A 25,785-nucleotide genomic window follows, 5' to 3' on the forward strand; every position below is an offset into this window, starting at 1 on the left:
GAAAGGGTGGGAGGCTGGCACGATGACCCGTGCCGGGCTCGTTAGGGCTGCTTCCTTCCGGACCTGACCCGGTTGGCGAGTGGCTCGTCCACCACCAACCTCCCGGATGCACATATCGGCAATATCGGCATCAAAAGCAAGCCAAGGTCAAAAAAAACTGCTAAACATTTGATAAAACACTGGAGGACAACCCATTGCAGGATTTTGCGCTCGACAATCGTCTGGCGAATGACAGCGTTTCCGTCGCCATTACCGGCCTTTGCGACGTGCGGCTGATGAAGGATCGCCGCTGGCCATGGCTGTTGCTGGTGCCCCGTCGGCCCGGCATGTCGGAAATATTCGAGCTGACACCGCTCGACCAGGTGCTGTTGACCTTCGAGACGAATAAGGTCGCAGCCGCCTTGAAGGCGGTGACCGGAGCGACAAAAATCAACATCGGGGCCCTTGGAAATATCGTCCGTCAGCTTCATGTTCATGTCATTGCGCGGTTCGAAGGGGACACGAACTGGCCCGGCCCGATCTGGGGCTACGGCAAAGCGGAACCCTATGCGGACGAAGATATGAACAGCTTCATAGCCAAGTTGCGGGAAACGCTTTCACAATGAACCATTCCATCTTCTCTACGGATGCCCCCCACCCGGAAGCCAGCAGCCTCACCGCCTTTGCGGAAAACCAGCTTAACCGGGACGCCGAGCACCGCGACGAGGAATCGGTCGAGCGAGCTCTTTCCAAGGACGGCACGCATATCCTTGCTTTCGCCAGGGACAGGCTGGTCCTGAAACATGACGGCCAGGTGCTCGATCCGCTGTTTGCGCGCTACGAACTGCAGGAACTCGATCCCGACTGGGAGGCGGCGGTGCTGCTCGGTTACCGCAAGACCGGCGAACCGCGACTGGCCGTGCCGGTGCGCATCAATGCCGACGATCTCGCCAGCCACTACAAGCCCGCCGACATGCGCTCGCTTTGGCGCGATCTCCTGCTCGAAGGTGAAATTCTCGGCGAAGCGGCGCAGGGCATGAGCCTTATCCGCTGGAACCACGACAATCGGTTCTGCGGCCGATGCGGCTCGGTCATGGAAAGCCGAATCGGCGGCTACAAGCGCGTCTGCACGGCCTGCGAACACATGATCTTTCCGCGCACCGATCCGGTCGTCATCATGCTGACGATCGACGAGGAGAAAAATCTCTGCCTGCTCGGCCGCAGCCATCATTTCGCACCCGGCATGTATTCCTGTCTCGCCGGTTTTGTCGAACCGGGCGAAACCATCGAAAATGCCGTGCGTCGCGAGACGCATGAGGAGTCTGGCATCCGCATTGGCCGTGTGCGCTACCATGCCTCGCAACCCTGGCCGATGCCGCACTCCCTGATGATCGGCTGCTATGCCGAGGCGAAGTCGAGGGAGATCCATATGGACACCGCCGAGCTCGATGACTGCCGCTGGTTCACACCGGAAGAGACGCTTGCCATGCTCGATCGCGTCTCGGCCTCCGGTAACACCTCGCCACCCAAGGGCGCCATCGCCCATCGCCTGATGCGCGACTGGGTGGAATGGAAGCGATAGGCGCTCGTCATGGCGCGCTCGGAACGGCTGCTGACCCTATTGCAGACGCTCAGGCGCTACCGACGTCCGGTCAGCGGCGCGACCCTTGCCGACGAGACTGGCGTCAGCCTGCGCACGCTCTATCGCGATATCGCCAGCCTGCAGACGCAGGGTGCCATGATCGAAGGCGAGCCTGGCATCGGCTATGTTCTGAAGCCCGGCTTCATGCTGCCGCCGATGATGTTTTCGCAGGATGAGATCGAGGCGCTGGTGCTGGGATCGAGATGGGTCGCACGCGCAACCGATTCGCGATTGGCCGCCGCCGGCGCCGATGCTCTTGCCAAGATCGCTGCGGTGCTGCCCGCCGAAATGCGCGAGGCGGTCGATCAGGCGGCGGTGGTCGTCGCAACGCGCCGCATAACGGAGGATAAGGCTGATCTTTCCCTGATGCGCAAGGCGATCCGCGGCGAACGCATGGTGCAATTGACCTATGGCGACGTCAACGGCGCTATCTCGACCCGGCGCATCTGGCCCTTCGCGCTCGGCTATTTCGATAATGCGCGCATCATCATGGCCTGGTGCGAGCTGCGCCAGGATTTTCGTCATTTCCGCGCCGACCGCATCGTCGATTTTGCGGTGCTGGACGCACGCTACCCGCGACGCCGTGTTACGCTGGCGAGGGAATGGAATGCCCGGGAGGGCATGCTTCACGATTGATCCTCAAGAGCAACGCTACTGCCAGAAACTGTCAGTAGGTACGACTATGATGGGCACCATCCCAAGCAGGAAGGAGGACCGATCATGGCAAGCCACGCTTTCATCGTCACGAAACAAACGCATCGCGGCGTCATCGAGGCGCGCAAAGGCAAAGATTTCTCTGTGCCGACATGGCCCGCCCGCTTCTTGCGGGTTGCACTGGGCTATTTTGCCGGCAGCCGAAATCACCTCGATCTCGAGGGAGCGTCTGATTTGGTCAAGCGCGATCTGGGCTTTCTGGACGGCCACGCGCCATACCGTGAGGAAGAACGGATGCACTAAGGCCGAAGCGATTTGGGCGATAAAGACATTCGTAAAATCAAGAGTTTAAAGCCCGAGAAAGCGACTCTGGCAGATCGCGATACGCTCTAAAAGCGCATCCCCATAAACATCCAATCCGCTGACAAATCCATCACCCGGCAGGCTCCGCCTCGCCTGCCGGACTGCATCTTTCATGCCCTTATATCCCCGTAAAACGAGAGGAATATCCAAATGACAAGCCCGAATCTCATCATCTTCTACGTTAAGGACCCGGCCGAAAGCGTGCCTTTCTATCGCGACCTGCTCGGCCGCGAGCCCGCCGTTGCCGCGCCGAATTTCGCTGCCTTCCCGCTCGACAATGGTTTCACCCTCGGCCTCTGGCGCCGCAGCAACGTCGAGCCGCAGCCCTCGGCCATCGGCAATCGCGGTGAACTCGCCTTCATGGTCGAAGGCGAAGGCGCGGTCGCGGAACATTACCAGGACTGGAAAGCCCGCGGCCTGCCGATTGCGCAGGAACTGACGACCATGGATTTCGGCCCGACCTTCGTCGTGCTGGATCCCGACGGTCATCGTCTCAGGGTTTGTGAGCCGGATAAGTGAATTGCGACCAGGTCACCCGCCCTCGTGGTTCGAGGCTGCAGCCCTTTGGGCTTTCGCACCTCACCATGAGGGCTGATCCTGTATGCTCCGCCACGGAACATGGTCCACGTCATGGTGAGGTGCATTCGCAGAAGAGACTGATCGATAAATTCAGAGCAATGCGAGGAACAATTGCTGCATCATATTTCATTCGGCGTCTCAGATATCGAGAGAGCCGCCACCTTTTACGACGCCGCCTTCGCACCGCTCGGCTATGTCAGGGTTTGGGAAGACTTGAACCCCGGCGATCCCAACCAGGCGATCGGATACGGCCCGCCGGGTGGGGGCGATAAGTTCGCCATCAAATTGCGTGGCAAGGAAGCCCACGCGCCAGGTCCGGGCTTCCATCTCGCCTTTGTCGCGCCAAGCCGTGATGCCATCGTCTCCTTTCACAAAGCAGCGCTCGCCCATGGCGGAAAGGACAACGGGCCGCCTGGTCTTCGGCCTCATTACGGGCCGAATTATTTTGCAGCCTTTGTCATCGATCCGGATGGGCACCGTATCGAGGTCGTCACCAAGGCTGCGGAATAGCCGCTCGATGGCAACCATAAGGGTACCGCAACCCGCCCTCGCGGTTCGAGGCTGCAGCCCGGCGGCCTTCGCACCTCACCATGAGGGCTAACCCTTTGGGTCAATAGCGAAATTCTCCCCCGCCTCATCCTGAGGTGCGGAGCTCGAAGAGCGAAGCCTCGAAGGACGAGGCGGCCTCCGACGCCATTAAACTTAAAGGATCAGACTTAGAGATCGCCCCGCATCGGATGCCCCTTGTAAACGCCCAGAATACGGACCTTCTCGGAGAAGAACCGCAATTCCTCCAGCGCGCGGCGCACATGGGCATCGGACGGATGGCCCTCGATATCGGCATAGAACTGCGTCGCTACAAAACGGCCGCCGAGCTGATAGCTTTCGAGCTTGGTCATGTTGATACCGTTGGTGGCAAAGCCGCCCAAGGCCTTGTAGAGCGCAGCCGGAATGTTGCGCACGTTGAAGACGAAGGTGGTGACGATCTTTTCCTCGGTCGAGCTGCGCTGCGCCCAGTTTTCGTCACGCGACAGGATGACGAAGCGCGTGACGTTGCTCTCGGTATCCTCGACATTTTCCGCAACGATTTCCAGCCCATAGAGGTCGGCCGCCAGCCGCGGCGCAAGGGCGGCCATGGTGCGGTCGCCGGTTTCCTGCACGAGCTTGGCCGCCCCCGCCGTATCGCCGGCGATGATCGGCTTCCAGCCATTGGCGCGCACTATCTTGCGGCACTGGCCAAGCGCATGGATGTGGCTGTGCACCGTCCGGATTTCTTCCTTCTTCACACCTGGCAGCACCATGAGCTGGAAATGGATCGGCATGAAATATTCGCCGACGATATGCAGCCGCGATTCCGGCAGCAGATGATGGATATCGGCGACCCGGCCGGCGATCGTGTTTTCGATCGGGATCATGCCGAGATCGGCTTCGCCATTGTCGACGGCGGTGAAGGCGTCCTCGAAGGTCTGGCAAGGCAGCGGCTCCATCGTCGGGAACATGTCACGGGAGGCCATGTCGGAATTGGCGCCGTAGTCGCCCTGGAAAGAGATCTTGTTGGTCTTGGTGATCATTGGACTGCCTTTGGGGAAATTCCGTCAGAGAGAGGCGCCGGAAAGGATACGGCGGGCCTTTTCGAGGTCGGCGGGAGTATCGACACCGAGCGGTATTGTGTCAACGATCTCGACATCGATGCGCATGCCGGCTTCCAGCGCCCGCAATTGCTCCAGTGATTCGCGTTTTTCCAGCGTCGAAGGGCCGAGGCTGACGAATTTTTCCAGCGCGGCGCGGCGATAGGTGTAGAGGCCAATGTGATGATAAAGCGGCCCGTTGCCGTAGGGAGCGGTGGCGCGAGTGAAGTAAAGTGCGCGCAGACGGCTGTCCGAAACGGGCGAGCCGACAACCTTGACGACACTCGGCAGCTTCTTTTCTTCCTCGTCTTTGATCTCGACGGTCAGCGTGGCGATATCGACGGCCGGGTCTTCCAGCGGGCGCAGCGACGCGCGGATGGTTTCGGGATCGACGGTCGGCAGATCGCCCTGGACGTTGACGATGATCTCGGCATGACCCTCGGGATCCACGGCCTGCAGGGCCTCATAGATCCGGTCCGAGCCGGATTGGTGATCCTTGCGCGTCATGACGACTTCGAAGCCGGCATTCGCAACGGCGGCAAAGGTGTCCTCGTGGTCGACGGCGACGACGATGCGACCGATCGCCGCCTCGCGCGCCCGTTTGGCAACCTGTACGATCATGGGCAGGCCGCAAATATCGGCGAGCGGCTTGCCCGGCAGGCGGGTGGAGGCCATCCGGGCCGGAATGAGCACCAGCGTCTTGTCTAAGTTGGGATCTGTCATTGTTGGGCCTTCTATTCCTGCCGGAAAAGTGTCAAAAAGTCTCACGGTGGAGACCGTTTAGAGAGTTGCAAGAAACTGCCAAAAGACATAGGTTTCGCGCGAATTCAAGATGGGCCGGCAGCCGCTGCCGGAGGCGAGGGGAGCATAGCAGATGAATTCATCCTACGTGAACATGGGTGTCGGGGCACTTCTGGCCACACTTTTTGTGCTGAAGTCCGTGTCGCTCGCGTCGGGATTTATTTTCCATTCAGAAACGCCGGAAAAGCCGGGCTTCGCAATTATCGCCGCTGAAGAAACGTCTGCCGGCGCCGGCGGCAAGGGAGCCGCCGCCAAGCAGGAAACGCCGATCGCGCAATTGCTGCAAAAGGCCGACGCGAAGGCCGGCGAATCGATCTTCAAGAAGTGTCAGGCCTGTCATGACGGCACCAAGGGCGGGCCGAACAAGGTCGGTCCGGATCTCTGGGGTGTGGTCGATCGTCCGATCGCCTCGCACGAAGGTTTTGCCTATTCCTCCGCCATGAAGGATTTTTCCAAGGGCAGCAGCGAAAAGTGGACCTACGATCATCTCTACCACTTCCTCGAAGCGCCGAAGAAATTCATCGCCGGGACGGCGATGGGCTTTGCCGGCCTGCCGAAGGAGGAAGATCGTGCCAATGTCATCGCCTATCTGCGCACGCTGGCCGACACGCCTCAGCCGCTGCCTGACGCGAACGCTCCCGCGGCGACGAACTAAGCTGCCTCAAGCGAACGATTGCCAAAAGCCCGGTCGTCTCGGCCGGGCTTTTGCATGCCGGTCAGTCGCTCAGACGGCGTGCTTGCGCGTCCGCATCTTTTGATCCAGGTCGTAGACCTTGAGCCCGTCCTCGGCGCCGGGCGGCACGCGCCAATCTTCCGAGATCAGGGCCTTGCGGGCGTCGTGCAGGCCGGCTTGCCAATGCTCGTGCATCGACAGCGCCGAAAATTCGTAGTCCTTCGAATGGGCGCGGAACTGCTTGTTGCGGTAGATCAGGTGGATGATCGTGACGCTGTGATCGCAGCAATGTTGCTTCAGCTTCTGGATCTCCGGGTCGGCCTTGGCCTCTTCCGGCAGGCGCGCATAAAGCTCCGATATGGTACGGCGCAGACGGTGGCGCTCGAGAAAGAGGTCGGTGTTGAGCCGGGTGCGGCTGGAATAGCTGATATCCTTGCGCCGCTCCTCCACTTCTTCGAGGTCCTGCGGCAACAGGCCGGTAGCACTGAAGAGATCGACCTGGAAGACGACCGTGTCGACTTCGGCGGCGTTCCTCAGCACGTAACTCAGCGGCGTGTTCGAGACCAGGCCGCCGTCCCAGTAATATTCATTGCCGATCTTGATCGCCGGAAAGCCGGGTGGCAGTGCGCCGCTCGCCATGACGTGCTCGGGTTTGATTTTGATGTCCTTATTGTCGAAAAAGGCGAAATTGCCGGTTCTGACATTGACGGCGCCGAGGCTCAGTCGCACCGGGCCATGATTGATGCGGTCGAAATCGACATGGTCGAGCAGGGTCTGACGCAATTGCGCGGTGTCGTAGATACTGGTCGCACCCGCTGAGCCCCGCGGCTGGAACCAGGATGGGATCTGCCAGGGCGAAAAGAAACCGGGCACGCCGAAGGTCGATACCCACCAACTGCTGACCGTGCGGTAGAACCGACTGGTCTCGCGTTGGCGCTCCATCAGCACGTCGACCGGCAATTGCACGCTGACCTTGTTCCAAAAGGAGCGCAGTTTTTCCAGCCGCTGGCCCGGCACGTTGCCCGCCATGATCGAGGCGTTGATGGCACCGATCGAGATCCCGGCGATCCAGTCCGGCTCGATATTGGCTTCCCTCAATGCTTCGAAGGCGCCCGCCTGATAGGAGCCGAGCGCACCGCCGCCCTGCAGGACGAAGACCTTCTGCGCATAGGCCGAAGCGGGATTGGTGGTGGTGAGTGGAGCTGCAATATTCATGGTTCCATCCTTTGTTGCGCTCCACCCTTAGTTAAAGGCGGCGGTGCGCGAATATATGACCATTTTCCTGCCTGCTTCTCCGAAGGCGGAGATATATTGTCGCAGTGTTCAACCGGCGGTGAGCTCACGCAAAGCCGCCTGCACCTTTCTAAGATCACCTTGGAGCGCCGCGCGATGACAGGAATCCACACGGGCCGCTCGCGTCGCTAGCCGAGCATATAGGCCCAAAGTGACACTGAAAGTACGCCGAGCGCCGTTGTCAGCGTAATCGTCGAGGCCGCGAGACTGTGACCGACGCCAAAGCGATTGGCAATCAGCCAGGCGTTCACACCTGTGGGAACTGCGGCGGTGAGGACGATCGCCTCACGCCATTGCGAGCTAAGGCCAAGAAGATAGCCGGCCGAAAGCACGCAGGCCGGCAGCAACAGAAGCTTGAACGCCGAGGTAACGCTGGCGATTCCGAGATTGCCGGAAAGACCATATTGCCGCAGCGCCATGCCAAGCGAAATCAGCGCCGCCGGGCCTGCCGTGTTGGCGATGCTGTCGACGACGCTGCCGAGCGTTGCCGGCAGGGGAATACCGATGAGGTGCACGACGAGGCCGGCGACAAGTCCGATGACCAGCGGATTGCGGACAAGGTTTCTGCCTACCTGATGCAGTAGCTCGCCTGTGCTCCGCCCGCTGCCGCCATTCGCCTTGCGCTCAGCCTGCTCCATCAGCATCGTACCGGCGATCATCATGACAGGCAGATGCACAGCGATCAGGATCGATAGCGCCACGATGCCATCGGGACCGACCACACGGCTCACAAGCGGCAGGCCGATGAAGGTATTGTTGGCGAAAGCCGACGACACACCGGCGAGCACCCCGATCCGCGCATCCCGCCCGAATAGGCGCGTCGCCGCCAGATGGCCGGCTGTCCAGGCGACCGCGACGCCGGCAAAATAGGCGATCCACAATCGGAATGGCGAAGCCCCGTGGAAATGCGCGCCAGCAATGGTCTGGAAAAGCAGCAGCGGCACGGCAATCTTGAAGACGAACTCGCTCATCGCTTCGCCGACGCTGGCCGTCAATATTCCGGCACGCACGATCAACCAGCCGACGAGGATCAGCAGGAAAATCGGCAGAACATCGGAAAAGATTTCGGACATGCCGGCGAGCGAGCTGTGGCGGGATCTTGGGACTTGATCCCAGAGTTGTAGCAGCTTGCAGCAACGTGAGAAGCCGAAAAGCGGTCGGAAATAAAAAAAGCGGGCCACGCCCGCTTTCCCGCATCCGGCCCCGCCGGAGTCCTCCCGGTGCACAGGCCGCCAGTTCATCCGTGGTCGGCGCGCGTACCGGTGAGGCGGAAGGTATCATACCTTCCCAGAACTGGCCCGAATGCCTTGTCCGCATCCCATGCCCGTTCACTTGATAAGTGTTTACAGATGGAAAGTGACAGGCAAATGACTGGTTGAGATTTAGTTACCTCATCGGACACCGATTTTCCTTCCAAACTTCGGAAAAACCGCTAATACCGGATACCGGCTATCACCAATACCGGGACCCCCTTTTTGATGACTCGTTTCGATGTACTGACCGTTGGCAATGCTATCGTCGACATTATCTCCCGCTGCAACGATCAGTTCCTGATCGACAACAAGATCACCAAGGCCGCGATGAATCTCATCGATGCCGACCGTGCCGAGCTATTGTATTCGCGCATGGGTCCGGCGCTCGAAGCCTCCGGCGGCAGCGCCGGCAATACGGCGGCGGGCGTTGCGAATTTCGGCGGCAGGGCGGCCTATTTCGGCAAGGTCGCGGAAGATCAGTTGGGAGAAATCTTCGCGCACGACATCCGCGCCCAGGGCGTGCATTACGAGACCAAGCCGAAGGGCACGTTCCCGCCGACTGCCCGCTCCATGATCTTCGTCACCGAGGACGGCGAGCGTTCGATGAACACCTATCTCGGCGCCTGCGTCGAGCTTGGCCCGGAAGATGTCGAGGAAGATGTCGTCGCCAACGCCAAGGTCACCTATTTCGAAGGCTATCTCTGGGACCCGCCGCGCGCCAAGGAGGCGATTCGCGAATGCGCCCGCATCGCCCATGTCCATGGCCGCGAAATGTCGATGACTTTGTCCGACAGCTTCTGCGTCGGCCGTTATCGCCACGAATTCCTTGATCTCATGCGCTCGGGCACCGTCGATATCGTCTTTGCCAACCGCGACGAGGCATTGTCGCTCTACGAGACCGATGATTTCGAGAAGGCGTTGAAGCTGATTGCGGCTGACTGCAAGATCGCCGCCGTCACCACCGGCAAGGACGGTGCCGTCATCGTGCGCGGCAACGAGCGCTATGTCGTCGACGCCCATCCGATCGAGGAGCGCGTCGATACGACCGGCGCCGGCGATCTCTTCGCAGCCGGCTTCCTCTTCGGCTACACGCAGGGTCGCAGCCTCGAAGACTGCGGCAAGCTCGGCAACCTCGCCGCAGCTATCGTCATCGAGCAGATCGGCCCTCGGCCGATGCGGTCGCTCTCGGAAGCCGGCAAGGAATTCGGGCTTCTTTAAGCTCGCCCACTGGCTCATGCTGAAATTGAAAGCCGCTCGCAGCAGACCGCTGCAGCGGCTTTTGCTTGAGGTGTCACGGCCAGCAAACGAAATCTATCACCATAGCAACCGAAAGGTTCCGGCCTCGTGGAGAATGAGAATTCCAAGCGCCACGAGAACGAAGGGCACCACCCGATACCCATAGCGACGGATCGGCGCACCGATCGTCGGGTGATTGACCAGGAAGTGCGCGGCGCCGAGCCACAAAGCCGTCATGACGACAAACACAATGGCGATGATGGTGATCTCATCGCTCGTGCGCGTGGCAAATAGCGGCGTGTAGATGCCGATATTGTCGCCACCATTCGCGATGGTGACCGCCGCGACGGCTATGATATTGCCATGCCCGATCGACGCCTTTTCGTGATCTTCCGGATCACTCTCTGCCTCAAAGCCCTGCCACAACGTCCATAGCTTCTTCAGGCCAAGAATGATCGGCACCAAGCCGAGGAGGCCGATATAGGCGGCGGGAATAACGAGAGAGATCAGGGAGGCGAGCACGCTTACGCCGCAAAGAACGCTAATGCCCAGATATTGGCCGATGACGATTTGGCGCGGGTGGAATTTGCGGTCCGCAAAAAATCCGAGCAGAACAAAAATATCGTCCACGTTCGTCGATGCAAACAGGACGATCGCTATGCCGAGATTCCCGAACAAATATTCCACAATCACCGTTCCCGCTCTTGATGCCAGATGCATCGCCGCGTCGAAGAATCACGCGGTCGCGGCTACCATGGAGCTTTGAGGGGCTTTCTTTTACTTGAAGGCTTCGCCGGGGTAGGCGCCCCAGATTTCGGATTGCGCCACCCAGCCTTCGGTGCCGTCGGCGGTCGCCAGGCACCAGTCGCCAGTGCATTCGCGGATGTTCATCATCACGCCCGGCTGGAGCTTGGCGATGACGGTGCTCGACGGCTGCGCGTCGCGGCGCATATTGACGAAGACCGCCTTGCCCTTGCCCTTCATCCACGGCGCGGCGATTGCCGAGCGCTGGCCGGATAGCAGCGACTGGTTGACCCAGCCCTCGGTGCCGTCGGCATCACGCACGCGGCGCCAATTGTCGTATTCCTGGATGATTTCGACCGGCAATCCCTGCTTAAGATAAAGCCATGACACGGCGTAGTCGGCGCTCGGGCCGATGCGCAGGTTGACGCGCTTCGATTTCAGCGTGACGAATCGCGGCAGCGGCAATCCGCTCGGTCCCTTGGCGGCCTGGGCCGCGGCAAGATCGGCGGTGGCGCCGGCCATCATCAGGCCGATCGCGAAAACAGCGCAGGACTTCAGGACTTTGCCACGCATAGGGATTTCCGTTCGCTCATCATGACCAAGGCGGCCTATCGTTCCGGTTTATCGGCAAATCCCTGCGCCGCGCCCACGAGTTTTATTTGTCTTCGCCTGCGGGTCTGGTAGAAATGCTCGGAACGGGAAAATTATCCTGCTTCTTGGTTAATAACATCTGAACAAGGCATCGCCGGTCGCCATGACGACGAAGAAAAAACCGAAGGTCTATATCACGCGTAAACTGCCGGATGCAGTGGAGACGCGGATGCGCGAACTCTTCGATGCCGAGCTCAACATTGACGATACGCCGCGCACGCAGGCCGAGCTTGTGGAAGCCATCCGCTCCGCCGATGTGCTGGTGCCGACAGTCACCGACCGCATCGATGCCGCATTGATCGAGGAAGCCGGGCCGCAGATGAAGCTGATCGCCAGCTTTTCCAACGGCACCGACCATATCGACGTCGAAGCGGCGGCCCGTCGTGGCATCACCGTCACCAACACGCCGAATGTCCTGACCGAGGACACGGCCGACATGACCATGGCGTTGATTCTTGCCGTGCCGCGGCGCCTCGCCGAAGGTGCGCGCGTGCTGACGGACAAGCCCGGCGAATGGGCCGGCTGGTCGCCCACCTGGATGCTTGGGCGCCGCATTCACGGCAAGCGTATCGGCATCGTCGGCATGGGCCGCATCGGCACCGCCGTCGCCCGCCGCGCCAAGGCATTCGGCCTCTCCATCCATTATCACAACCGCAAGCGCGTCAGCCTGGCGACCGAAGACGAGCTGGAGGCGACCTATTGGGACAGCCTCGATCAGATGCTTGCCCGCGTCGACATCGTCTCCGTCAACTGCCCGTCGACGCCGGCGACCTTCCATCTGATTTCGGCGCGTCGGCTCGCTCTGCTGCAGCCGACGAGCTACATCGTCAATACAGCGCGCGGTGACGTCATTGACGAGACGGCGCTGATCAAGATTTTGCGCGAAGGCAAGATCGCCGGCGCCGGCCTCGACGTCTTCGAGAACGAACCGGCCGTCAATCCAAAGCTGGTGAAGCTCGCCAACGAGGGCAAGGTGGTGTTGCTGCCGCATATGAGCTCAGCCACGCTCGAAAGCCGCATCGACATGGGCGACAAGGTCATCATCAATATCCGCACCTTCATCGACGGCCATCGCCCGCCGAATCGCGTGCTGCCATTTCGCTGAATTAAATCAGGGCTTTGCGCATCTCGATCGACGTCGTGCGGTCGAAGCCGGCGTGGCGATTCTCTGCGGTTTTGGCGAATCCCCAATTGGCAAAGGTGGCGTGATTGCCGGTTAGCTCGATCCGCGTTTCCAGCCGCAGCACACGAAGGCCACGCTCCTGCGCCGTCGTTTCCGCAAGACTCAGCAAGCGCCTGCCGATCCCCTTGCCCTGTGCGCTCGGCAAAACAGCGAGCTTGCCGATATAGAGGCTGTCCGGCTCCGGACGGCAGAATATGCAGCCGGCTAATCGATCGCCATCAAATGCGATATAGCCGATTTCGGCTCTCGCTTTTTCCCTGAGCGATTGCGCGGTCAGCGACAGCGCCGAGGAGGGCGGATCGATCCGTCCGTCCATATAGGCGAAGGAGGCGAGAATGAGCTCAAGCAGCTCATTCCAGCGGCCGAAATTGTCGTCGAGACGCTGAAGGGTGATACCGGTCATTCGGCCGCGGCCTTGGCGCGCTTGCGGCGATAGCGGATGGTTTCGAAGCGGGCGGCGAGCCCGTCATAGAGCAGCAGCCGGCCGATCAGCGGTTCACCGATGCCGGTAATGACTTTGATCGCCTCCATCGCCATCAGCGTGCCGATGACGCCTGTCAGCGCGCCGATGATCCCGGCCTCGGAGCAGGCGGGAATGAGGCCTTCGGGCGGTTGCGTGGGGAAGAGGTCGCGATAACCAGGGTTCAGCGTGCCGTCGGCGCTGGCCTCATAAGGTTTCAGCGTCGTCAGTGAGCCGTCGAAGCGGCCGACCGCGCCGGTCACCAGCGGCAGGCGCGCCAGCTCGGCCGCGTCGGCCGCGGCATAGCGCGTATCGAAATTATCGGAACCGTCGACAATGAGATCGAAACCGGCGAGAAGCCGCTCGGCGGTCTCGATGGAAAAACGATCCTCGAAGCGAATGGTGCGCACATGTGGGTTCAGCCGTGCAATGGCGTCGGCCGCACTCTGCGTCTTCAGCTCGCCGATCGTGCCGGTATCGTGGATCACCTGCCGCTGCAGGTTGGAAAGCGAGACGCGGTCGTCATCGGCAATCCCAAGCGTACCGATGCCTGCGGCGGCGAGATATTGCAGCACGGGCGCACCGAGCCCGCCGGCGCCGATCACCAAAACCCGCGCCGCTTTTAATTTTTGCTGCCCGGCGCCGCCGACTTCGGGCAGCAGGATGTGGCGCTTGTAACGGGCGATTTCGTCTGGGGTCAAAGGGTCCATGGCCATGATACTATCACGCTCCGCGGAAAATTCTCCGCCTATGATTTCGAAATGCCGCCATGCGCGACGGTAAAGAATTGCGCCCGTTCGCCGAGCGCTGAAAACATTGCCTTGTCCGTGCCGGTCATGAAGGCCTGGCCGCCGAGCCCGTCGATCAGGTCGAAGAGCGCTGCGCGCCGGCCTTCATCGAGATGCGCGGCGATTTCATCGAGCAGCAGGATCGGCGCATGGCCGGTCAAGTTGCCGACGAGGCGGGCATGGGCGAGGATGAGGCCGACGAGCAGCGCCTTCTGTTCCCCCGTCGAGCAGCGCTCCGCCTCCATATGCTTCTCGCGATGACGCACCAGCAGATCGGCCCGATGCGGGCCATCAAGCGTGCGTCCGGCGGCCGCGTCGCGGTATCGTCCTTCGCGCAGCATCTCGGCATAGCTGTCCTCGAGATCGACCGCCGGGCGATCGAATTGCCCGTCGAGGAAACCGGAGAGCTCGAGTGCGGCGGATGGAAAGGGCGTCGCCTCGCGTGTTTCCGCGATCAGCCGCGAGAGGAGGCCGAGCATCTCCTGCCGGGCGAGCGCCATGGCGATGCCGAGACTCGCCATCTGCTCCTCGATGCCGCTAAGCCAGGACGGATCGAATCGGCCTTCGGCGAGCAGTTTGTTGCGGCTGCGCATGGTGCGCTCGAAATCGCTGGCGCGGCGGCCATGGGCGGGATCGAGCGACAACACGAGCCGGTCGAGAAAACGGCGGCGCTCGGAGGAGCCGCCGGTGAATAGCCCGTCCATCGCCGGTGTCAGCCAGAGCACGCGTAGATGGTCGGTCAGCTCGTCCACGGTCTTGGCCGGTGCGCCATTGATCCTGAGCTTGCGCGCCGTCGCCTCGTCGGTCGCGTCGACGCCGGTCCCGATTTCGACTTCGCCATTCATGCCCTCAAGCTCGGCAAAGATCGAAAAGCCGCCGGATGCATCGACGCGGATGATATCCGCATAGGCCGCGCGCCGCATCCCGCGTCCGGGCGAAAGGAAGGAGACTGCCTCCATCAGATTGGTCTTGCCGGCGCCATTGTCGCCGGTCAACACCACATGCCGCTCGTCAAGCACAAGCGACGCCGCCGCATAATTGCGGAAGTCGGTCAGCTTCAGGCGCGAGATGAAAACCTTGTGCGGCATCGGGCATCCGGATTCGTGTCGATGGCCGAGGCGTATGCCGAACCCTGCGCAAGTGCAAGGATTTTGCCGATGGGCATTGAAGAGAGGTGCATCGGAGCGACGGCGGGGCCACCCGCGTCCTTCGACAGGCTCAGGATGAGGGTGGAGAAGCTCCCGAGCCGAACCGCATAGATCAGCCCTCATAGTGAGGAGGCCCATGAGGCCGTCTCGAACCACGAGGGCGGGTGATTCGCCCTCAAAATAAAAAAACCGGCCGAATCACCGGCCGGTTTCACGTGAAGCAATGTGATTCGCCGCTGTTTTGTAGCTCAGTCGCTGAACGTGTCGAAGAAATCCTTCATGCGGGCGAAAAAGCCCGTTGATTCGGGATTGTTGTCCTTCGAGGAGATCTGCTCGAATTCCTGCAGCAGCTCGCGCTGGCGCTTGGTGAGTTTTTGCGGCGTTTCGATCTGGATCTGGATATAGAGATCGCCGACCTGGCTGGAGCGCAGCACAGGCATGCCCTTTGCCTTCAGGCGGAATTGCTTGCCGACCTGCGTGCCTTCGGGAACCGTGACGCGCGATTTCGTGCCGTCGAGGGTCGCGACGTCGAAGGTGCCGCCAAGGGCAGCCGTCGTCATCGAGATCGGCACGGCGCAATAGAGATCGGCGCCGTCGCGCTGGAAGAACTCATGCGGCTTGACGGAGAGGAAGATGTAGAGATCGCCCGAAGGCCCACCGCGCAAGCCGGCTTCGCCTTCGCCCTGCAACCGGATGCGCGTGCCATCCTCGATGCCGGCCGGGATGTTGACCGAAAGCGAACGCTCTTCGGTCACGCGGCCCTGGCCGTGGCATTTGGTGCAGGGATCGGGAATGATCTGACCGCGGCCATGGCAGGTCGGACAGGTGCGCTCGACCGAGAAGAAACCCTGTGCAGCCCGTACGCGGCCCGCGCCCTGGCAGGTGCCGCAGGTCTTCGGCTGCGTGCCCGGCTTGGCGCCGGAGCCGGAGCAGACATCGCAGGTGATCGAGGTCGGCACGCGAATCTGCGCCGTCTTGCCGGTAAAGGCCTCTTCCAGCGAGATTTCCATGTTGTAGCGAAGATCGGCGCCGCGTTCGCGACCGCCGGAGGAGCGCCCGCGCGAGCGTCCGCCACCCATCATCTCGCCGAAAATATCTTCGAAAATGTCGGAGAAGCCACCGCCGCCGAAGCCGCCGCCGCCAAATCCGCCGCCATTGCCCATGCCGCCATGCTCGAAGGCTGCATGGCCGTAACGATCATAGGCCGCCCGCTTCTGCGGATCCTTGAGCGTCTCGTAGGCTTCGTTGATTTCTTTGAACTTTCGCTCGGCGTCCTTATCCTCCGGGTTCTTGTCCGGATGAAATTTCATCGCCAGCTTGCGAAAAGCGCTTTTCAGCTCTTTTTCGTCCGCCGTTCTGGCGACACCCAACGTGTCGTAAAAGTCCGCTTTTGCCATTAAGGAATAGACCCCGGAAATGGATTTCCGGCTGCCCTAAGGCAGCCGGATCTGAGTTGCAGCAAAACCTGTTGAGGCTTGCGATTATGCAGACCGCTTGCGGTCGTCCTCGTCCTTGATTTCCTCGTAGTCGGCATCGACGACATCATCCTTGCCGCCTGCCGACGCATCAGCGGTGGAGCCTTCCGCCTGCTGGGCCTCATAAATGGCCTGGCCGAGCTTCATGGAGACTTCCATGAGGGTCTGGGTCTTAGCCTTGATGTCTTCGGCGTCCGGCTCGGAAGCTTCGGTCGCTGCCTTCAGCGCTGCGATCGCCTCGGAGATCGCGTTGCGGTCGGCTTCGGTGACCTTATCGCCGTAATCCTTCAGCGACTTCTCGCTGGAGTGGATCAGGCTTTCAGCCTGGTTCTTGGCTTCCACGCCTTCGCGGCGCTTCTTGTCCTCGGCAGCATGGGCCTCGGCATCCTTGACCATCTTTTCGATGTCGGCGTCGGAAAGACCGCCGGAAGCCTGGATGCGGATCTGCTGTTCCTTGCCGGTGCCCTTGTCCTTGGCCGAAACCTGCACGATGCCGTTGGCGTCGATATCGAAGGTGACTTCGATCTGCGGTACACCACGCGGAGCCGGCGGCAGGCCGACGAGGTCGAACTGGCCGAGCAGCTTGTTGTCGGCAGCCATTTCGCGCTCGCCCTGCGAAACGCGGATGGTCACGGCCGACTGGTTGTCGTCGGCGGTCGAGAAGGTCTGCGACTTCTTCGTCGGGATCGTCGTGTTACGCTCGATCAGACGGGTGAAGACGCCGCCCAGCGTTTCGATGCCGAGAGACAGCGGGGTCACGTCGAGCAGCAGAACGTCCTTGACGTCGCCCTGCAGAACGCCAGCCTGGATGGCAGCGCCGAGTGCGACGACTTCATCCGGGTTGACGCCCTTGTGCGGCTCCTTGCCGAACAGTTGCTTGACGATTTCCTGTACCTTCGGCATGCGGCTCATGCCGCCGACGAGAACGACCTCATCGATTTCAGCCGCGGTAACGCCGGCATCCTTGAGGGCGGCCTTGCAGGGAGCGATGGTGCGCTGAACGAGATCGTCGACCAGGCTTTCCAGCTTGGCGCGGGTCAGCTTCAGCGTCAGGTGCTTCGGGCCGGTGGCGTCTGCCGTGATGAAGGGCAGGTTGATTTCGGTCTGCTGCGAAGACGACAGTTCGATCTTGGCCTTTTCGGCAGCTTCCTTGAGGCGCTGCAGAGCCAGCTTGTCGCCCTTGAGGTCGATGCCGTTGTCCTTCTTGAACTCAGCAACGAGATATTCGACGAGGCGCATGTCGAAGTCTTCACCGCCGAGGAAGGTGTCGCCGTTGGTCGACTTCACTTCGAAGACGCCGTCGCCGATTTCCAGGATGGAGATATCGAAGGTGCCGCCGCCAAGGTCGTAAACGGCGATCGTCTTGCCGTCCTTCTTGTCGAGGCCATAGGCGAGCGCGGCAGCGGTCGGCTCGTTGATGATGCGCAGAACTTCAAGACCGGCGATCTTGCCGGCATCCTTGGTTGCCTGGCGCTGCGCGTCGTTGAAGTAAGCGGGAACGGTGATAACGGCCTTTTCGACCTTTTCGCCGAGGTAGGATTCGGCGGTTTCCTTCATCTTCTGAAGGATCATTGCGGAAACTTGTGCGGGCGAATAGCCCTTGCCCTGTGCCTCGACCCAAGCGTCGCCGTTGTCGCCGCGGACGATCGTGAAGGGAACGAGGTGCTTGTCCTTCTCGACGGTCGGATCTTCGTAGCGGCGGCCGATCAGGCGCTTGACAGCGAAGAGGGTGTTGGTGGGGTTGGTGACCGCCTGGCGCTTGGCCGGCTGGCCGACGAGGCGTTCGCTGTCGTCCGTGAAGGCTACCATCGAGGGGGTGGTGCGGGCGCCTTCGGCATTCTCGATCACTTTCGCGTCCTTACCGTCCATGACGGCGACGCAGGAATTCGTGGTTCCAAGGTCGATACCAATTACTTTTGCCATGTCATTCTCTCCTTGAAGCAAGCTATCGGAACCCCTGTCAGGCATTCCATTGACAGCCCCTTACGGGATGGTCTTGAGGATTGCGCAGCCATGACTGCGGTGATGCCGCGTATATAAGTAGCGGTTTTACTGACTGCAAGGCAGGAAATCACCCGGAATCCAGCAAAACGAATGGTTTGTCGCGCAAATTCCACAGTGCCACATCGAGGTTGTGAACCCTTGGGAAATGGCGCGACCATCTATCAGATCAGCCTTGCCCCCGCCATGCAAGCGGCAATGCCAGGAATCGCTTCTTATTGCCCGAGGATGACATCGAGAAGCGAGGAGCGGTGCCGCCGTACTGTCGCCGTTATCGGGCCGGGATCGCCGATATCGGCAGGCGGGATATCGCCGTTATCATACTCGTCCGAGCTGTAGGGATTGTTGTCGGCAAGGCCCACGGGCGGCAGATCCTCGGGATCGTCATTCAGCGTTGCCTGATCGACGGGCTGTTGGCGCTGTTGAACCGGTTGCTGCGCCGGCCGTTGCTGGAGCGTCGGCTGGCCCTGCTGCAGCGAAGCCTGCCCGCCATTGCCGCCGAGTGCGCCGGAGATGATCGAGCCGATCGTCGTCTGCTGGTCGGTATTCGGCGCGGATGCTACCACCGGCGCGCCATTGTCGATGATCTGGCCGCCGCCGAAGATCGGCGTCGGCGTCAGGCCCTTATGAGCGGCGACCATGAATTCCTTCCAGGCCTTGGCCGGCAGCCCACCGCCTGTGACCTTTTTCATCGACTTGCCGTCGTCATTGCCGAACCAGACGCCCGTCGTCAGATGGCTGGTGAAACCGACGAACAGCGCATCGCGGAAGGACTGCGTGGTGCCGCTCTTGCCGGCCGCCTGCCAGCCGGGGATGCGGGCCGCCTTGCCGGTGCCGAAATTAATGACGCCGGTCATCATCGTGTTCATGTTGGTGACGACATCGGGATTCAAAACCCGCGGCGGATTGTCGAAGTTCGCCTGGTAGAGCACCTTGCCGGAGGCGGTCGTCACCTTGGTGATGACATGCGGCGTCGCCTTGTAGCCGCCATTCATGAAGGAGGCATAGGCCGAGGTCAGCTCCAGCAGCGAAACTTCCGATGTGCCGAGCGCGATCGAGGCATTGGCCTGCAGGTCGGATTCAATGCCGAGCCGATGCGCGACCTTGACCACCTGCTCCGGTCCGACTTCCATCGCAAGTTGGGCGGCCACCGTGTTCAGCGAATGGGCGACGGCCGTGGCGAGCGTCACGGGTCCGTTATATTTCTGCTCGTAATTCTCCGGCGCCCAATTGCCGATCTTCACCGGCGCGTCGTTGCGGATCGAGTTCGGCGTCAGGCCCATTTCCAGCGCAGCGGTATAGACGAAGGGCTTGAAGGCAGAGCCCGGCTGGCGCTTGGCGGTGACGGCGCGGTTGAACTGGCTCTGCGCATAGTCCCGCCCACCCACCAGTGCACGGATGGCGCCCGTTGCATCTACGGAGACGAGGGAGGCCTGCGAAGCGTTGAGTTTCTTGCCGTCCTTCGCAAGCACATCGTTCAGGGACTGTTCGGCCTTCTGTTCCAGCGAGGTGTCGATCGTGGTGTCCACCGTCAGATCTTCTTTGACGGCGCCGCCGATCAGGCCGGGAAGCTGGTCCATGACCATATCAGCGACATAGTTCTGGGCGCCGTTCCAATAGCTCGTCGCGTGCGTCGGCGGCTGCGACATCGCCGTCTTGATATCGGCTTCGCTGATGAAGCCCTGGTCGCGCATCGCCTGCAGCACGAGTTGGGCGCGAGCCTCGGCCGCGGCGGGATCGCGCGCGGGCGACAGCTTCGACGGCGCCTTGACGAGGCCAGCAAGCATGGCCGCTTCGCCGAGATTGACGTCGCGGGCTGATTTGTTGAAGTAGCGTTGTGACGCCGCCTCGACGCCATACGCGTTCGCGCCGAAGTAGACGCGGTTCAGATACATCGTAAGGATCTGGTCCTTGGTGTACTTGTGCTCCAGCCAGATGGCGAGCAGCACTTCTTGCACCTTGCGTTCCAGCGTGCGTTCCGGCGACAGGAAGAGGTTCTTGGCTAGCTGCTGTGTCAGCGTCGAGCCGCCTTGCACGGCATGCCCGGTCAGCACGTTCGTCACCACGGCACGGCCAAGCCCGATCGGATCGAAGCCGAAATGTGAATAGAAGCGGCGGTCCTCGATGGCGACGATCGCCTTGGGAATATAGGGCGACATATCGCTCAGCGTCAGAGCTTCGCCGCCGGTCGCGCCGCGATTGGCGATGATGCTGCCGCCGAGATCGGCGATCTTGACGTTCGGCGGCCGGTCGGGAATGGCCCAGGTGCTGGCGTTCGGCATGCGCGATCCGTAATAGACCACGAGACCGGCGGCACCGATGCCGGCCCAGAGGCAGAGCACGAGGCTCCAATAAATCACAGAGCGCACGAAGCCGAAGAAACCACCGCCGCGCTCGCGCCGCGGCTGCTTGCGCCGGCTCTTGGCGCGGCGCGGCCTGTCCGGCGGAGGGTCCTCGCTGCGCCGGGAAGAGCGCCCGCCGCCGGCAATCCGCTCGCCCGCGCTGAAACCATCATCGCCGCGTTCGCTGCCGCTTGAAAACGAGGGCTCTATCCTCTGGCCTGATCTGCTTTTGCCTGCCATTGCGGACCGGTCTTACCCCCGATGGTTCCATATTCCGATGTCTGGTGCCGGGGCCGCTACGCGCCCGCTCGTTCCCCGCGTTTACGCCGCCTGGGCATCAAAGCCCCGGTGAACTGTAAATGCGGCGATTTAAGGAGGAATTAAAAACATCCTTAACCGGTCGCAGCGGCAGCATTTGTCCATCCACAACGGGTTTGTTCAAGGAACTTTTGTTTTTCTCGTGCATTCTCTCCTCATAAAATAAGAGGGCGAGCAAATGAGTTCACATATCAACTTCGAGAAGGTCGGCGAAAATAAGCTGCGGGAAGTCTGGAGTGTCGAGGATTTCGTGCGGCGCCATCGGATTTGCAAGGAAGAGGAAATTCGGCTGAAGAAGCTGTTCGGCGACTTCGCCACCAAGCAGGAGTTGCTGTCGAACGCGCAGAGGCCCCCACTATTTCGCTAGGAGCTGTTTCGCTAGAGCGGATGGATAGGCCGGACGCGACGTTCATCCTGGGCGACCAGTTGGTCCGTTGCGGGGGAGCCTTATCATGTGGAAACGCTTTGAACTGTGGCTGATCGATCAGCTCGATCGGATTTTCGGATTGGAACGGCTGGCCCGTCGCGCCGGCTTTTCGGCCGATGATGCCAAGCGGATTGCACGGGAAAAGTAAGTGCATTTGGCGGCTCACCGCAAAGAGATCATCAATCGGCCGATAGATCCGTAGCGCTACGGGTGGGACGGTTTAATTCCAGATCGCAAAAATCCTGATATCGTCCCGTTTGGCGGAAAATGCCGCGTGCTCCAGTCACACTGGAACTTTACGCTCGCTAAAAGCTTTATCCTTACGTGAAACTCTACTCATTCGTCGGCCGCTTCATCCAGCCGGCGAATTTGCCTCTTCAGATGGTAGAAGCGTTTGCAATGTTCCATATTTTCGAATGCTCTGATTGAGGTTATAGTGGAGTTGTGCGGCCGTCTTCAGGACGGTTCCAAGCACGTGGTAGCGCGTGAGGAGGAGTATTCATGCGACATATCAAATGGAGCAACCCGATCGAGATCGGTTTCGCTCAAGGCAGCTCTCAGATGGTCACCGGCCCTTCCGAGGCCTTGAATTGCATGGCTAACCTCTGGCCAGATCGGCGCGGTCCGCTTTATGTGGCTGCGAGAAGCGTCTGCCGAGCTGCGATCGACGGACGGAAATCCGCTGAAGAAGCCCGCGAGATGTTTATTTCGGCGATGCGCGAAGCGCATTTGAAAATCCATTGAGGCAGCGCGGCGCTTCGACGCCGCCTGATTGCTCAACCCTTCTGAGCCGGCGAACGCCGGTCGCCGTCGCGCAGCTTTAAGACGCGCTCATCCCCCACATCGTCAGTCCCGGTTTCGCCGTCGCATCCCCGCTGAACGGCCGGATTTTCCGATCCCTAATGAACCCATGCAAAAGGCCAGCGATGTCAGTCGCTGGCCTCATCATTTCGCTGCCATGAAGGCAAGATTACCGGTTGGAGCCTCTTGGCGTCATACGGCAATTAGGTTGATCTGCCGGGCAGGGATCGACATGGTCTGGGCTATATGGACCTGGCGAACCGGCATTCGGCCGTGGATTGTTCTGTTGTGGTTGCACCTGCTGAGGCTGCACCTGCCGCGGCTGCGCCTCTTGTTGTTGCGGCTGGGGACGGCGCTGCTGGTCGTCCTGGCGGTTGCTGTCACGCCGACGGTTGCCCCAACCCTGATTGTCGTCGGGCTGCTGGCGACCCCAGTCCTGGTTATTGTCCCAGTCGCGATTGCGGTCTCTTCGCCGGCGCCAATCATCATTGTCCTGCTGGTCGCTCCAGTCGCGGTTTCGGTACGGGCGACGATCCCAATTGCGGTCCGGTTCATCGTTCCAATCCGATCCGCGGTCCCAACCCGGGCGGCGGTCTACCCAACCTGGTCCGCGCCGCCAGCGGTCACGGTCGCGGTAGAAGTCGCGGCCACGATAATAACGATCCCAATAATCATCGAAATTGAAGGTGATGGTCGGAATGCCGAGCGGCCGGTAATATCGCGGTCCGACATAGATGCGGCGCGATTGGTAGGTTGCCTGGATGTACTGACCGGCGACCCAGCCGCGCCCGCCAAAGAAGGAGACGTCGCACCATGGCGTTTCGTTGAGGCAGCCGTTGATTTCCAGCGGTGTGCCGATGGGGATCATGGTCACTGCCGGATACCGCGTGCTCGGGCCGGACCTCATGTTGACGTTGGCGGTGGAAAAACCCTCTGCGGCTTCCGCGATTGCCGGGATCGCAATGAATGCGGTCAGCGCAAGTGCGGCAAGAAGCTTATGTCTCATCAATGCTCTCCTTTGCGCGTCGCCGGCAGGATAGGATTGCCCGGCGGCTGCGCTGATTGCTGTTGCCCGCTTGCCCAGCATATCCACCAAGGGACATGCGGTGCGGTTACAGGACCCGGCACGCCGTTTCCAGTTTCGATAAGATAAAAGTTAGCGCGGTCGCGGGATTTGGTTAGGGCCCAGCGCTATTCCTTCAATCTTTTCAGCGGTTTTACGAGAATTTGCATGAATGCAGGTTGAACGGATACGCGCTTAACTCTCAAAATTTGCATTAAATTTTAGGCAGCTTCACTTATTATCTTGAGGGTTACTAAGGCTTTAGTGCGCGGAATGGCGCGTTCTGCAGTAATAAGGCTTTGAGAATAAATTTAACGGCCTTGAAATCGCCACCTTGCCACCCGATATGGGCTGCAGTCAGACAGCCGGTGGATGCTTGGCGCGCTTAGAGCGAGCCGTTTTCATTCCCTGGCGGTTGCGGAACTGACGTTGACCTTGCGTTAACCTTTCGCGATCAATCTGGCTGCAGTTCTACCTTCCCTTTGACCACGGATGTACTGGCACTGATGTGAGGGTGGATGACGAAAGGCCGGTTTGCTCCGGCCTTTTTGTTTTTCGATGGCGTGCTTTGCGGAAGCGGAGCGCGCCATTTTTAATTTGGCCCCATTTATTTCGACCAAAGAAAAACCGCCGCAGTTTCCTGCGGCGGTTCGTATGAGAAGCGCCCGACGAAGCCGGGCGGTATCCTTAGTTGACGGTCTTCTTGGCAGCGACCTTGACGACCTTGGCATCCGGCTTTGCGGCTACGGTTACCTTTTTGGCGGGAATGTAGCCGGCGCCGATATTGACGTTCAGAGAGATGTAGTCGAGAGCGCTTTGCTGAACCGCCTGGGCGAGGCTTTCCTGCGCCGTTGAAACGTTGCGCTGCGCATCGAGAACGTCGAGCAGCGAAGAGGCGCCGTCCTTGTAGCTTGCCGTCGAGAGTTCGAGGGCTTCCTGATAGGACTTCACCTGCGCCCGCAGTGCGGCAACCGTCTGAGCATCGCGGCTGACAGCCGACAGGGCGTTTTCGACCTGTTCGACACCAGACAGCACGGTCTGCTTCCAGACGATATACTGCTCGCGGCTGGTGGATTCGGCGTTCTTGACGTTGGCGCGCAACGCGCCACCGTCGAAGATCGGCAGCGACAGGCTTGGGCCGAACGACCAGGTCGTCAGGCTGCCGCTGATGGACTTCGTGTGAATGTAGGACGGCGAAATCGAACCGCCGAGCGTGATCGTCGGAAAGAGCTGGGCCTCTGCCACGCCGATCTGAGCGGTCGCAGCGGCAAGGTTACGCTCGGCGACACGGATGTCGGGCCGGTTGCGGATGAGGTCGGCCGGGACGCCCGTATCGACGCGGCCGCGGAATACCGGCTGGCTGCCGCCACCGTGCAATTGGGCGATAATGGTCTGCGACGGTACGTTCAGCAGGGTCGCGATATGATGCACCGCCTGGCGGTAGCTGATTTCGAGGCCTGGAATTTGAGAAAGCTGCGAATTGACGAGACCTTCGGCCTGGACGACGTCGAGGCGGGACGCGGCGCCGGCGTCGAGCTGGAACTTGGTGAGTTCAAGCGTTGAGCGGCGGGACTTCAGGTTGTCCTGCGCGATCGAGATGAGGGCCTGATAGTAGCGGACGTTGACGTAGCTGTTCGCCAGATCCTGCAGATAGGTCAGGCGAGCAACGTCGACGTTGGAATAGGCCGCATCCAGCGATGCGTTGGCGCTTTCCTTGGCGCGACGATATTGGCCCCACAGGTCGAGCAGCCACGAAGCCGTGGCATCGCCGCTGGTGGTGTTTCGCGTTTCGGTTTCCGTACGCAGGCCGCCCTTCTGGCCGCTGGTCGTATTGCCGCCTGACACAAGGAGGCTAGGCATTCCGCCGGCTGCGGCCGAGACGACCTGCGCCTGCGCCTGATTGATGCGTTCCAGCGCCTGCTGGATATTGAGGTTTTCTGCAAGTCCCTGCTCAGCCAGGGTGTTCAGCTTCTTATCGCCGAAGGCGGTCCACCATTGTGAACTCGAGACGTCGCCGTTGATCTTCGTACCGCCCTCCGAGAACTTGGCCGCGAGGGGCATTTCCGGTGGCTTATGATCGGGGCCGCTGACGCAACCTGCCAGAAGAAGCAGCAGGGCGGGGGCGGCAGTACGAATGGATACCATCACATTATCCCACAATTCATTTTACATGATCACTAACTTACGGGGTCAGCGTGACCCCCATGTGTGTCGGCGCTTCTGTCTACGCAATACCAACAAACGACCCGAAGCATTCGGCGTCAATCTATCAACAAGTTTGCA

The 25,785-nt window shown here is 60.7% G+C and carries 26 protein-coding genes and 1 other RNA gene; 12 read left to right on the plus strand and 15 right to left on the minus strand.

Translation table 11 applies throughout. The annotated features are described in order from the left end of the window. Positions 1-6 precede the first annotated feature (6 nt). An RNA gene (gene ffs, locus N2601_RS18025) (signal recognition particle sRNA small type) lies at positions 7-103 on the minus strand. A 91-nt stretch (positions 104-194) separates the two neighbouring features. Between ffs and N2601_RS18030 the strand changes: the two genes are divergently transcribed. The 6 genes from N2601_RS18030 (at position 195) to N2601_RS18055 (ending at position 3,727) form a co-directional block, all read left to right on the plus strand. Beyond that, positions 195-605 carry an HIT family protein gene (locus tag N2601_RS18030; protein WP_104821534.1) on the plus strand — a complete coding sequence of 137 codons (411 nt, stop codon included), beginning with the start codon at positions 195-197 and terminating at the stop codon, positions 603-605. Next, positions 602-1,561, plus strand: a complete 960-nt coding sequence (nudC, locus tag N2601_RS18035) for an NAD(+) diphosphatase (RefSeq protein ID WP_104821535.1) — start codon at positions 602-604, stop codon at positions 1,559-1,561. Before N2601_RS18030 ends, nudC begins: the two co-directional genes overlap by 4 nt. Before the next feature lie 9 nt (positions 1,562-1,570). Then, positions 1,571-2,257 (plus strand): helix-turn-helix transcriptional regulator, encoded by a 687-nt coding sequence (locus N2601_RS18040; RefSeq protein WP_104821536.1) that lies wholly within the window; start codon positions 1,571-1,573, stop codon positions 2,255-2,257. An 84-nt stretch (positions 2,258-2,341) separates the two neighbouring features. Beyond that, positions 2,342-2,578: a hypothetical protein gene (locus N2601_RS18045; RefSeq protein WP_104821537.1), complete on the plus strand. Its 237-nt coding sequence runs from the start codon at positions 2,342-2,344 to the stop codon at positions 2,576-2,578. Between the two features lie 210 nt (positions 2,579-2,788). Next, entirely contained in the window at positions 2,789-3,157 is a 369-nt protein-coding gene (locus tag N2601_RS18050; RefSeq protein ID WP_104821538.1) for a VOC family protein, read from the plus strand. Between the two features lie 171 nt (positions 3,158-3,328). Continuing rightward, positions 3,329-3,727: a VOC family protein gene (locus N2601_RS18055; protein ID WP_104821539.1), complete on the plus strand. Its 399-nt coding sequence runs from the start codon at positions 3,329-3,331 to the stop codon at positions 3,725-3,727. A 206-nt stretch (positions 3,728-3,933) separates the two neighbouring features. Here N2601_RS18055 and N2601_RS18060 read toward each other — a convergent pair whose 3' ends face one another. Further along, positions 3,934-4,788, minus strand: a complete 855-nt coding sequence (locus tag N2601_RS18060; RefSeq protein WP_104821540.1) for a prephenate dehydratase — start codon at positions 4,786-4,788, stop codon at positions 3,934-3,936. Between the two features lie 24 nt (positions 4,789-4,812). Next, positions 4,813-5,568: a 3-deoxy-manno-octulosonate cytidylyltransferase gene (locus N2601_RS18065; protein ID WP_104821541.1), complete on the minus strand. Its 756-nt coding sequence runs from the start codon at positions 5,566-5,568 to the stop codon at positions 4,813-4,815. Between the two features lie 151 nt (positions 5,569-5,719). Between N2601_RS18065 and N2601_RS18070 the strand changes: the two genes are divergently transcribed. Beyond that, the gene (locus N2601_RS18070; RefSeq protein WP_104821542.1) at positions 5,720-6,301 is read left to right on the plus strand and encodes a c-type cytochrome; all 582 of its coding nucleotides are present in this window, start codon (positions 5,720-5,722) and stop codon (positions 6,299-6,301) included. Positions 6,302-6,370: 69 nt separating this feature from the next. Here the strand turns inward: N2601_RS18070 and N2601_RS18075 are convergent, their stop codons facing one another. Then, positions 6,371-7,534, minus strand: a complete 1,164-nt coding sequence (locus N2601_RS18075) for a patatin-like phospholipase family protein (protein ID WP_104821543.1) — start codon at positions 7,532-7,534, stop codon at positions 6,371-6,373. A gap of 206 nt (positions 7,535-7,740) precedes the next feature. Beyond that, a complete protein-coding gene (locus tag N2601_RS18080) occupies positions 7,741-8,685 on the minus strand; it encodes an AEC family transporter (protein ID WP_104824933.1) in 945 nt (314 codons plus the stop codon). A 405-nt stretch (positions 8,686-9,090) separates the two neighbouring features. Here N2601_RS18080 and N2601_RS18085 point away from each other — a divergent pair, with 405 nt between their 5' ends. Next, positions 9,091-10,083, plus strand: coding sequence for an adenosine kinase (locus N2601_RS18085; RefSeq protein ID WP_104821544.1), 993 nt, complete (start codon positions 9,091-9,093; stop codon positions 10,081-10,083). Between the two features lie 96 nt (positions 10,084-10,179). On the opposite strand, the gene N2601_RS18090 is transcribed toward N2601_RS18085, so the two are convergent. Continuing rightward, positions 10,180-10,788, minus strand: coding sequence for a cadmium resistance transporter (locus tag N2601_RS18090; RefSeq protein WP_245463914.1), 609 nt, complete (start codon positions 10,786-10,788; stop codon positions 10,180-10,182). A gap of 90 nt (positions 10,789-10,878) precedes the next feature. Beyond that, on the minus strand, positions 10,879-11,418 hold the full coding sequence (locus N2601_RS18095) for an SH3 domain-containing protein (protein ID WP_104821546.1): 540 nt from the start codon (positions 11,416-11,418) through the stop codon (positions 10,879-10,881). A gap of 181 nt (positions 11,419-11,599) precedes the next feature. Between N2601_RS18095 and N2601_RS18100 the strand changes: the two genes are divergently transcribed. Further along, the gene (locus N2601_RS18100) at positions 11,600-12,601 is read left to right on the plus strand and encodes a 2-hydroxyacid dehydrogenase (protein ID WP_104821547.1); all 1,002 of its coding nucleotides are present in this window, start codon (positions 11,600-11,602) and stop codon (positions 12,599-12,601) included. Between the two features lies 1 nt (position 12,602). On the opposite strand, the gene N2601_RS18105 is transcribed toward N2601_RS18100, so the two are convergent. The 6 genes from N2601_RS18105 to N2601_RS18130 all read right to left on the minus strand — a co-directional run bounded on the left by N2601_RS18105 (position 12,603) and on the right by N2601_RS18130 (position 21,133). Further along, positions 12,603-13,082: a GNAT family N-acetyltransferase gene (locus N2601_RS18105; RefSeq protein ID WP_104821548.1), complete on the minus strand. Its 480-nt coding sequence runs from the start codon at positions 13,080-13,082 to the stop codon at positions 12,603-12,605. Further along, positions 13,079-13,849 carry a molybdopterin-synthase adenylyltransferase MoeB gene (locus N2601_RS18110; RefSeq protein ID WP_104824934.1) on the minus strand — a complete coding sequence of 257 codons (771 nt, stop codon included), beginning with the start codon at positions 13,847-13,849 and terminating at the stop codon, positions 13,079-13,081. The genes N2601_RS18105 and N2601_RS18110 overlap by 4 nt, the downstream gene beginning before the upstream one ends. 38 nt (positions 13,850-13,887) lie before the next feature. After that, complete coding sequence (recF, locus tag N2601_RS18115; protein WP_104821549.1) at positions 13,888-15,015, minus strand: DNA replication/repair protein RecF; 1,128 nt, start codon at positions 15,013-15,015, stop codon at positions 13,888-13,890. Between the two features lie 308 nt (positions 15,016-15,323). Continuing rightward, positions 15,324-16,472 (minus strand): molecular chaperone DnaJ, encoded by a 1,149-nt coding sequence (gene dnaJ / locus N2601_RS18120; RefSeq protein ID WP_104821550.1) that lies wholly within the window; start codon positions 16,470-16,472, stop codon positions 15,324-15,326. Positions 16,473-16,556: 84 nt separating this feature from the next. After that, positions 16,557-18,473 carry a molecular chaperone DnaK gene (dnaK, locus tag N2601_RS18125; protein WP_104821551.1) on the minus strand — a complete coding sequence of 639 codons (1,917 nt, stop codon included), beginning with the start codon at positions 18,471-18,473 and terminating at the stop codon, positions 16,557-16,559. A 293-nt stretch (positions 18,474-18,766) separates the two neighbouring features. Then, positions 18,767-21,133, minus strand: coding sequence for a transglycosylase domain-containing protein (locus tag N2601_RS18130; RefSeq protein WP_104821552.1), 2,367 nt, complete (start codon positions 21,131-21,133; stop codon positions 18,767-18,769). A 256-nt stretch (positions 21,134-21,389) separates the two neighbouring features. Here N2601_RS18130 and N2601_RS18135 point away from each other — a divergent pair, with 256 nt between their 5' ends. The 3 genes from N2601_RS18135 (at position 21,390) to N2601_RS18145 (ending at position 22,382) form a co-directional block, all read left to right on the plus strand. Then, positions 21,390-21,578: a hypothetical protein gene (locus N2601_RS18135; RefSeq protein ID WP_104821553.1), complete on the plus strand. Its 189-nt coding sequence runs from the start codon at positions 21,390-21,392 to the stop codon at positions 21,576-21,578. Positions 21,579-21,663: 85 nt separating this feature from the next. After that, positions 21,664-21,786 (plus strand): hypothetical protein, encoded by a 123-nt coding sequence (locus N2601_RS18140; RefSeq protein WP_260303263.1) that lies wholly within the window; start codon positions 21,664-21,666, stop codon positions 21,784-21,786. A 353-nt stretch (positions 21,787-22,139) separates the two neighbouring features. After that, positions 22,140-22,382 (plus strand): DUF982 domain-containing protein, encoded by a 243-nt coding sequence (locus N2601_RS18145; RefSeq protein WP_104821554.1) that lies wholly within the window; start codon positions 22,140-22,142, stop codon positions 22,380-22,382. Positions 22,383-22,608: 226 nt separating this feature from the next. Here N2601_RS18145 and N2601_RS18150 read toward each other — a convergent pair whose 3' ends face one another. Together N2601_RS18150 and N2601_RS18155 are read right to left on the minus strand one after the other, a co-directional pair. Further along, the gene (locus N2601_RS18150) at positions 22,609-23,445 is read right to left on the minus strand and encodes an SH3 domain-containing protein (RefSeq protein ID WP_104821555.1); all 837 of its coding nucleotides are present in this window, start codon (positions 23,443-23,445) and stop codon (positions 22,609-22,611) included. Between the two features lie 744 nt (positions 23,446-24,189). Beyond that, the gene (locus N2601_RS18155; RefSeq protein ID WP_104821556.1) at positions 24,190-25,647 is read right to left on the minus strand and encodes an efflux transporter outer membrane subunit; all 1,458 of its coding nucleotides are present in this window, start codon (positions 25,645-25,647) and stop codon (positions 24,190-24,192) included. Between the last annotated feature and the right edge of the window lie 138 nt (positions 25,648-25,785).

It is taken from the genome of Rhizobium sp. CB3060 (genome assembly GCF_025200735.1).
Taxonomy (GTDB): domain Bacteria; phylum Pseudomonadota; class Alphaproteobacteria; order Rhizobiales; family Rhizobiaceae; genus Rhizobium.

What these genes read in the sequence shown, in the direction of transcription:
- N2601_RS18060 (WP_104821540.1), bottom strand. Translation starts at nt 4,788, where the DNA reads ATGATCACCAAGACCAACAAGATCTCTTTCCAGGGCGACTACGGCGCC.
- N2601_RS18050 (WP_104821538.1), top strand. Translation starts at nt 2,789, where the DNA reads ATGACAAGCCCGAATCTCATCATCTTCTACGTTAAGGACCCGGCCGAA.
- N2601_RS18045 (WP_104821537.1), top strand. Translation starts at nt 2,342, where the DNA reads ATGGCAAGCCACGCTTTCATCGTCACGAAACAAACGCATCGCGGCGTC.
- dnaK (WP_104821551.1), bottom strand. Translation starts at nt 18,473, where the DNA reads ATGGCAAAAGTAATTGGTATCGACCTTGGAACCACGAATTCCTGCGTC.
- N2601_RS18070 (WP_104821542.1), top strand. Translation starts at nt 5,720, where the DNA reads ATGAATTCATCCTACGTGAACATGGGTGTCGGGGCACTTCTGGCCACA.
- N2601_RS18110 (WP_104824934.1), bottom strand. Translation starts at nt 13,849, where the DNA reads ATGGACCCTTTGACCCCAGACGAAATCGCCCGTTACAAGCGCCACATC.
- N2601_RS18150 (WP_104821555.1), bottom strand. Translation starts at nt 23,445, where the DNA reads ATGAGACATAAGCTTCTTGCCGCACTTGCGCTGACCGCATTCATTGCG.
- N2601_RS18085 (WP_104821544.1), top strand. Translation starts at nt 9,091, where the DNA reads ATGACTCGTTTCGATGTACTGACCGTTGGCAATGCTATCGTCGACATT.
- N2601_RS18145 (WP_104821554.1), top strand. Translation starts at nt 22,140, where the DNA reads ATGCGACATATCAAATGGAGCAACCCGATCGAGATCGGTTTCGCTCAA.
- N2601_RS18140 (WP_260303263.1), top strand. Translation starts at nt 21,664, where the DNA reads ATGTGGAAACGCTTTGAACTGTGGCTGATCGATCAGCTCGATCGGATT.
- N2601_RS18075 (WP_104821543.1), bottom strand. Translation starts at nt 7,534, where the DNA reads ATGAATATTGCAGCTCCACTCACCACCACCAATCCCGCTTCGGCCTAT.
- nudC (WP_104821535.1), top strand. Translation starts at nt 602, where the DNA reads ATGAACCATTCCATCTTCTCTACGGATGCCCCCCACCCGGAAGCCAGC.
- N2601_RS18040 (WP_104821536.1), top strand. Translation starts at nt 1,571, where the DNA reads ATGGCGCGCTCGGAACGGCTGCTGACCCTATTGCAGACGCTCAGGCGC.
- N2601_RS18155 (WP_104821556.1), bottom strand. Translation starts at nt 25,647, where the DNA reads ATGGTATCCATTCGTACTGCCGCCCCCGCCCTGCTGCTTCTTCTGGCA.
- N2601_RS18100 (WP_104821547.1), top strand. Translation starts at nt 11,600, where the DNA reads ATGACGACGAAGAAAAAACCGAAGGTCTATATCACGCGTAAACTGCCG.
- N2601_RS18135 (WP_104821553.1), top strand. Translation starts at nt 21,390, where the DNA reads ATGAGTTCACATATCAACTTCGAGAAGGTCGGCGAAAATAAGCTGCGG.
- N2601_RS18065 (WP_104821541.1), bottom strand. Translation starts at nt 5,568, where the DNA reads ATGACAGATCCCAACTTAGACAAGACGCTGGTGCTCATTCCGGCCCGG.
- recF (WP_104821549.1), bottom strand. Translation starts at nt 15,015, where the DNA reads ATGCCGCACAAGGTTTTCATCTCGCGCCTGAAGCTGACCGACTTCCGC.
- N2601_RS18080 (WP_104824933.1), bottom strand. Translation starts at nt 8,685, where the DNA reads ATGTCCGAAATCTTTTCCGATGTTCTGCCGATTTTCCTGCTGATCCTC.
- N2601_RS18105 (WP_104821548.1), bottom strand. Translation starts at nt 13,082, where the DNA reads ATGACCGGTATCACCCTTCAGCGTCTCGACGACAATTTCGGCCGCTGG.
- N2601_RS18130 (WP_104821552.1), bottom strand. Translation starts at nt 21,133, where the DNA reads ATGGCAGGCAAAAGCAGATCAGGCCAGAGGATAGAGCCCTCGTTTTCA.
- dnaJ (WP_104821550.1), bottom strand. Translation starts at nt 16,472, where the DNA reads ATGGCAAAAGCGGACTTTTACGACACGTTGGGTGTCGCCAGAACGGCG.
- N2601_RS18095 (WP_104821546.1), bottom strand. Translation starts at nt 11,418, where the DNA reads ATGCGTGGCAAAGTCCTGAAGTCCTGCGCTGTTTTCGCGATCGGCCTG.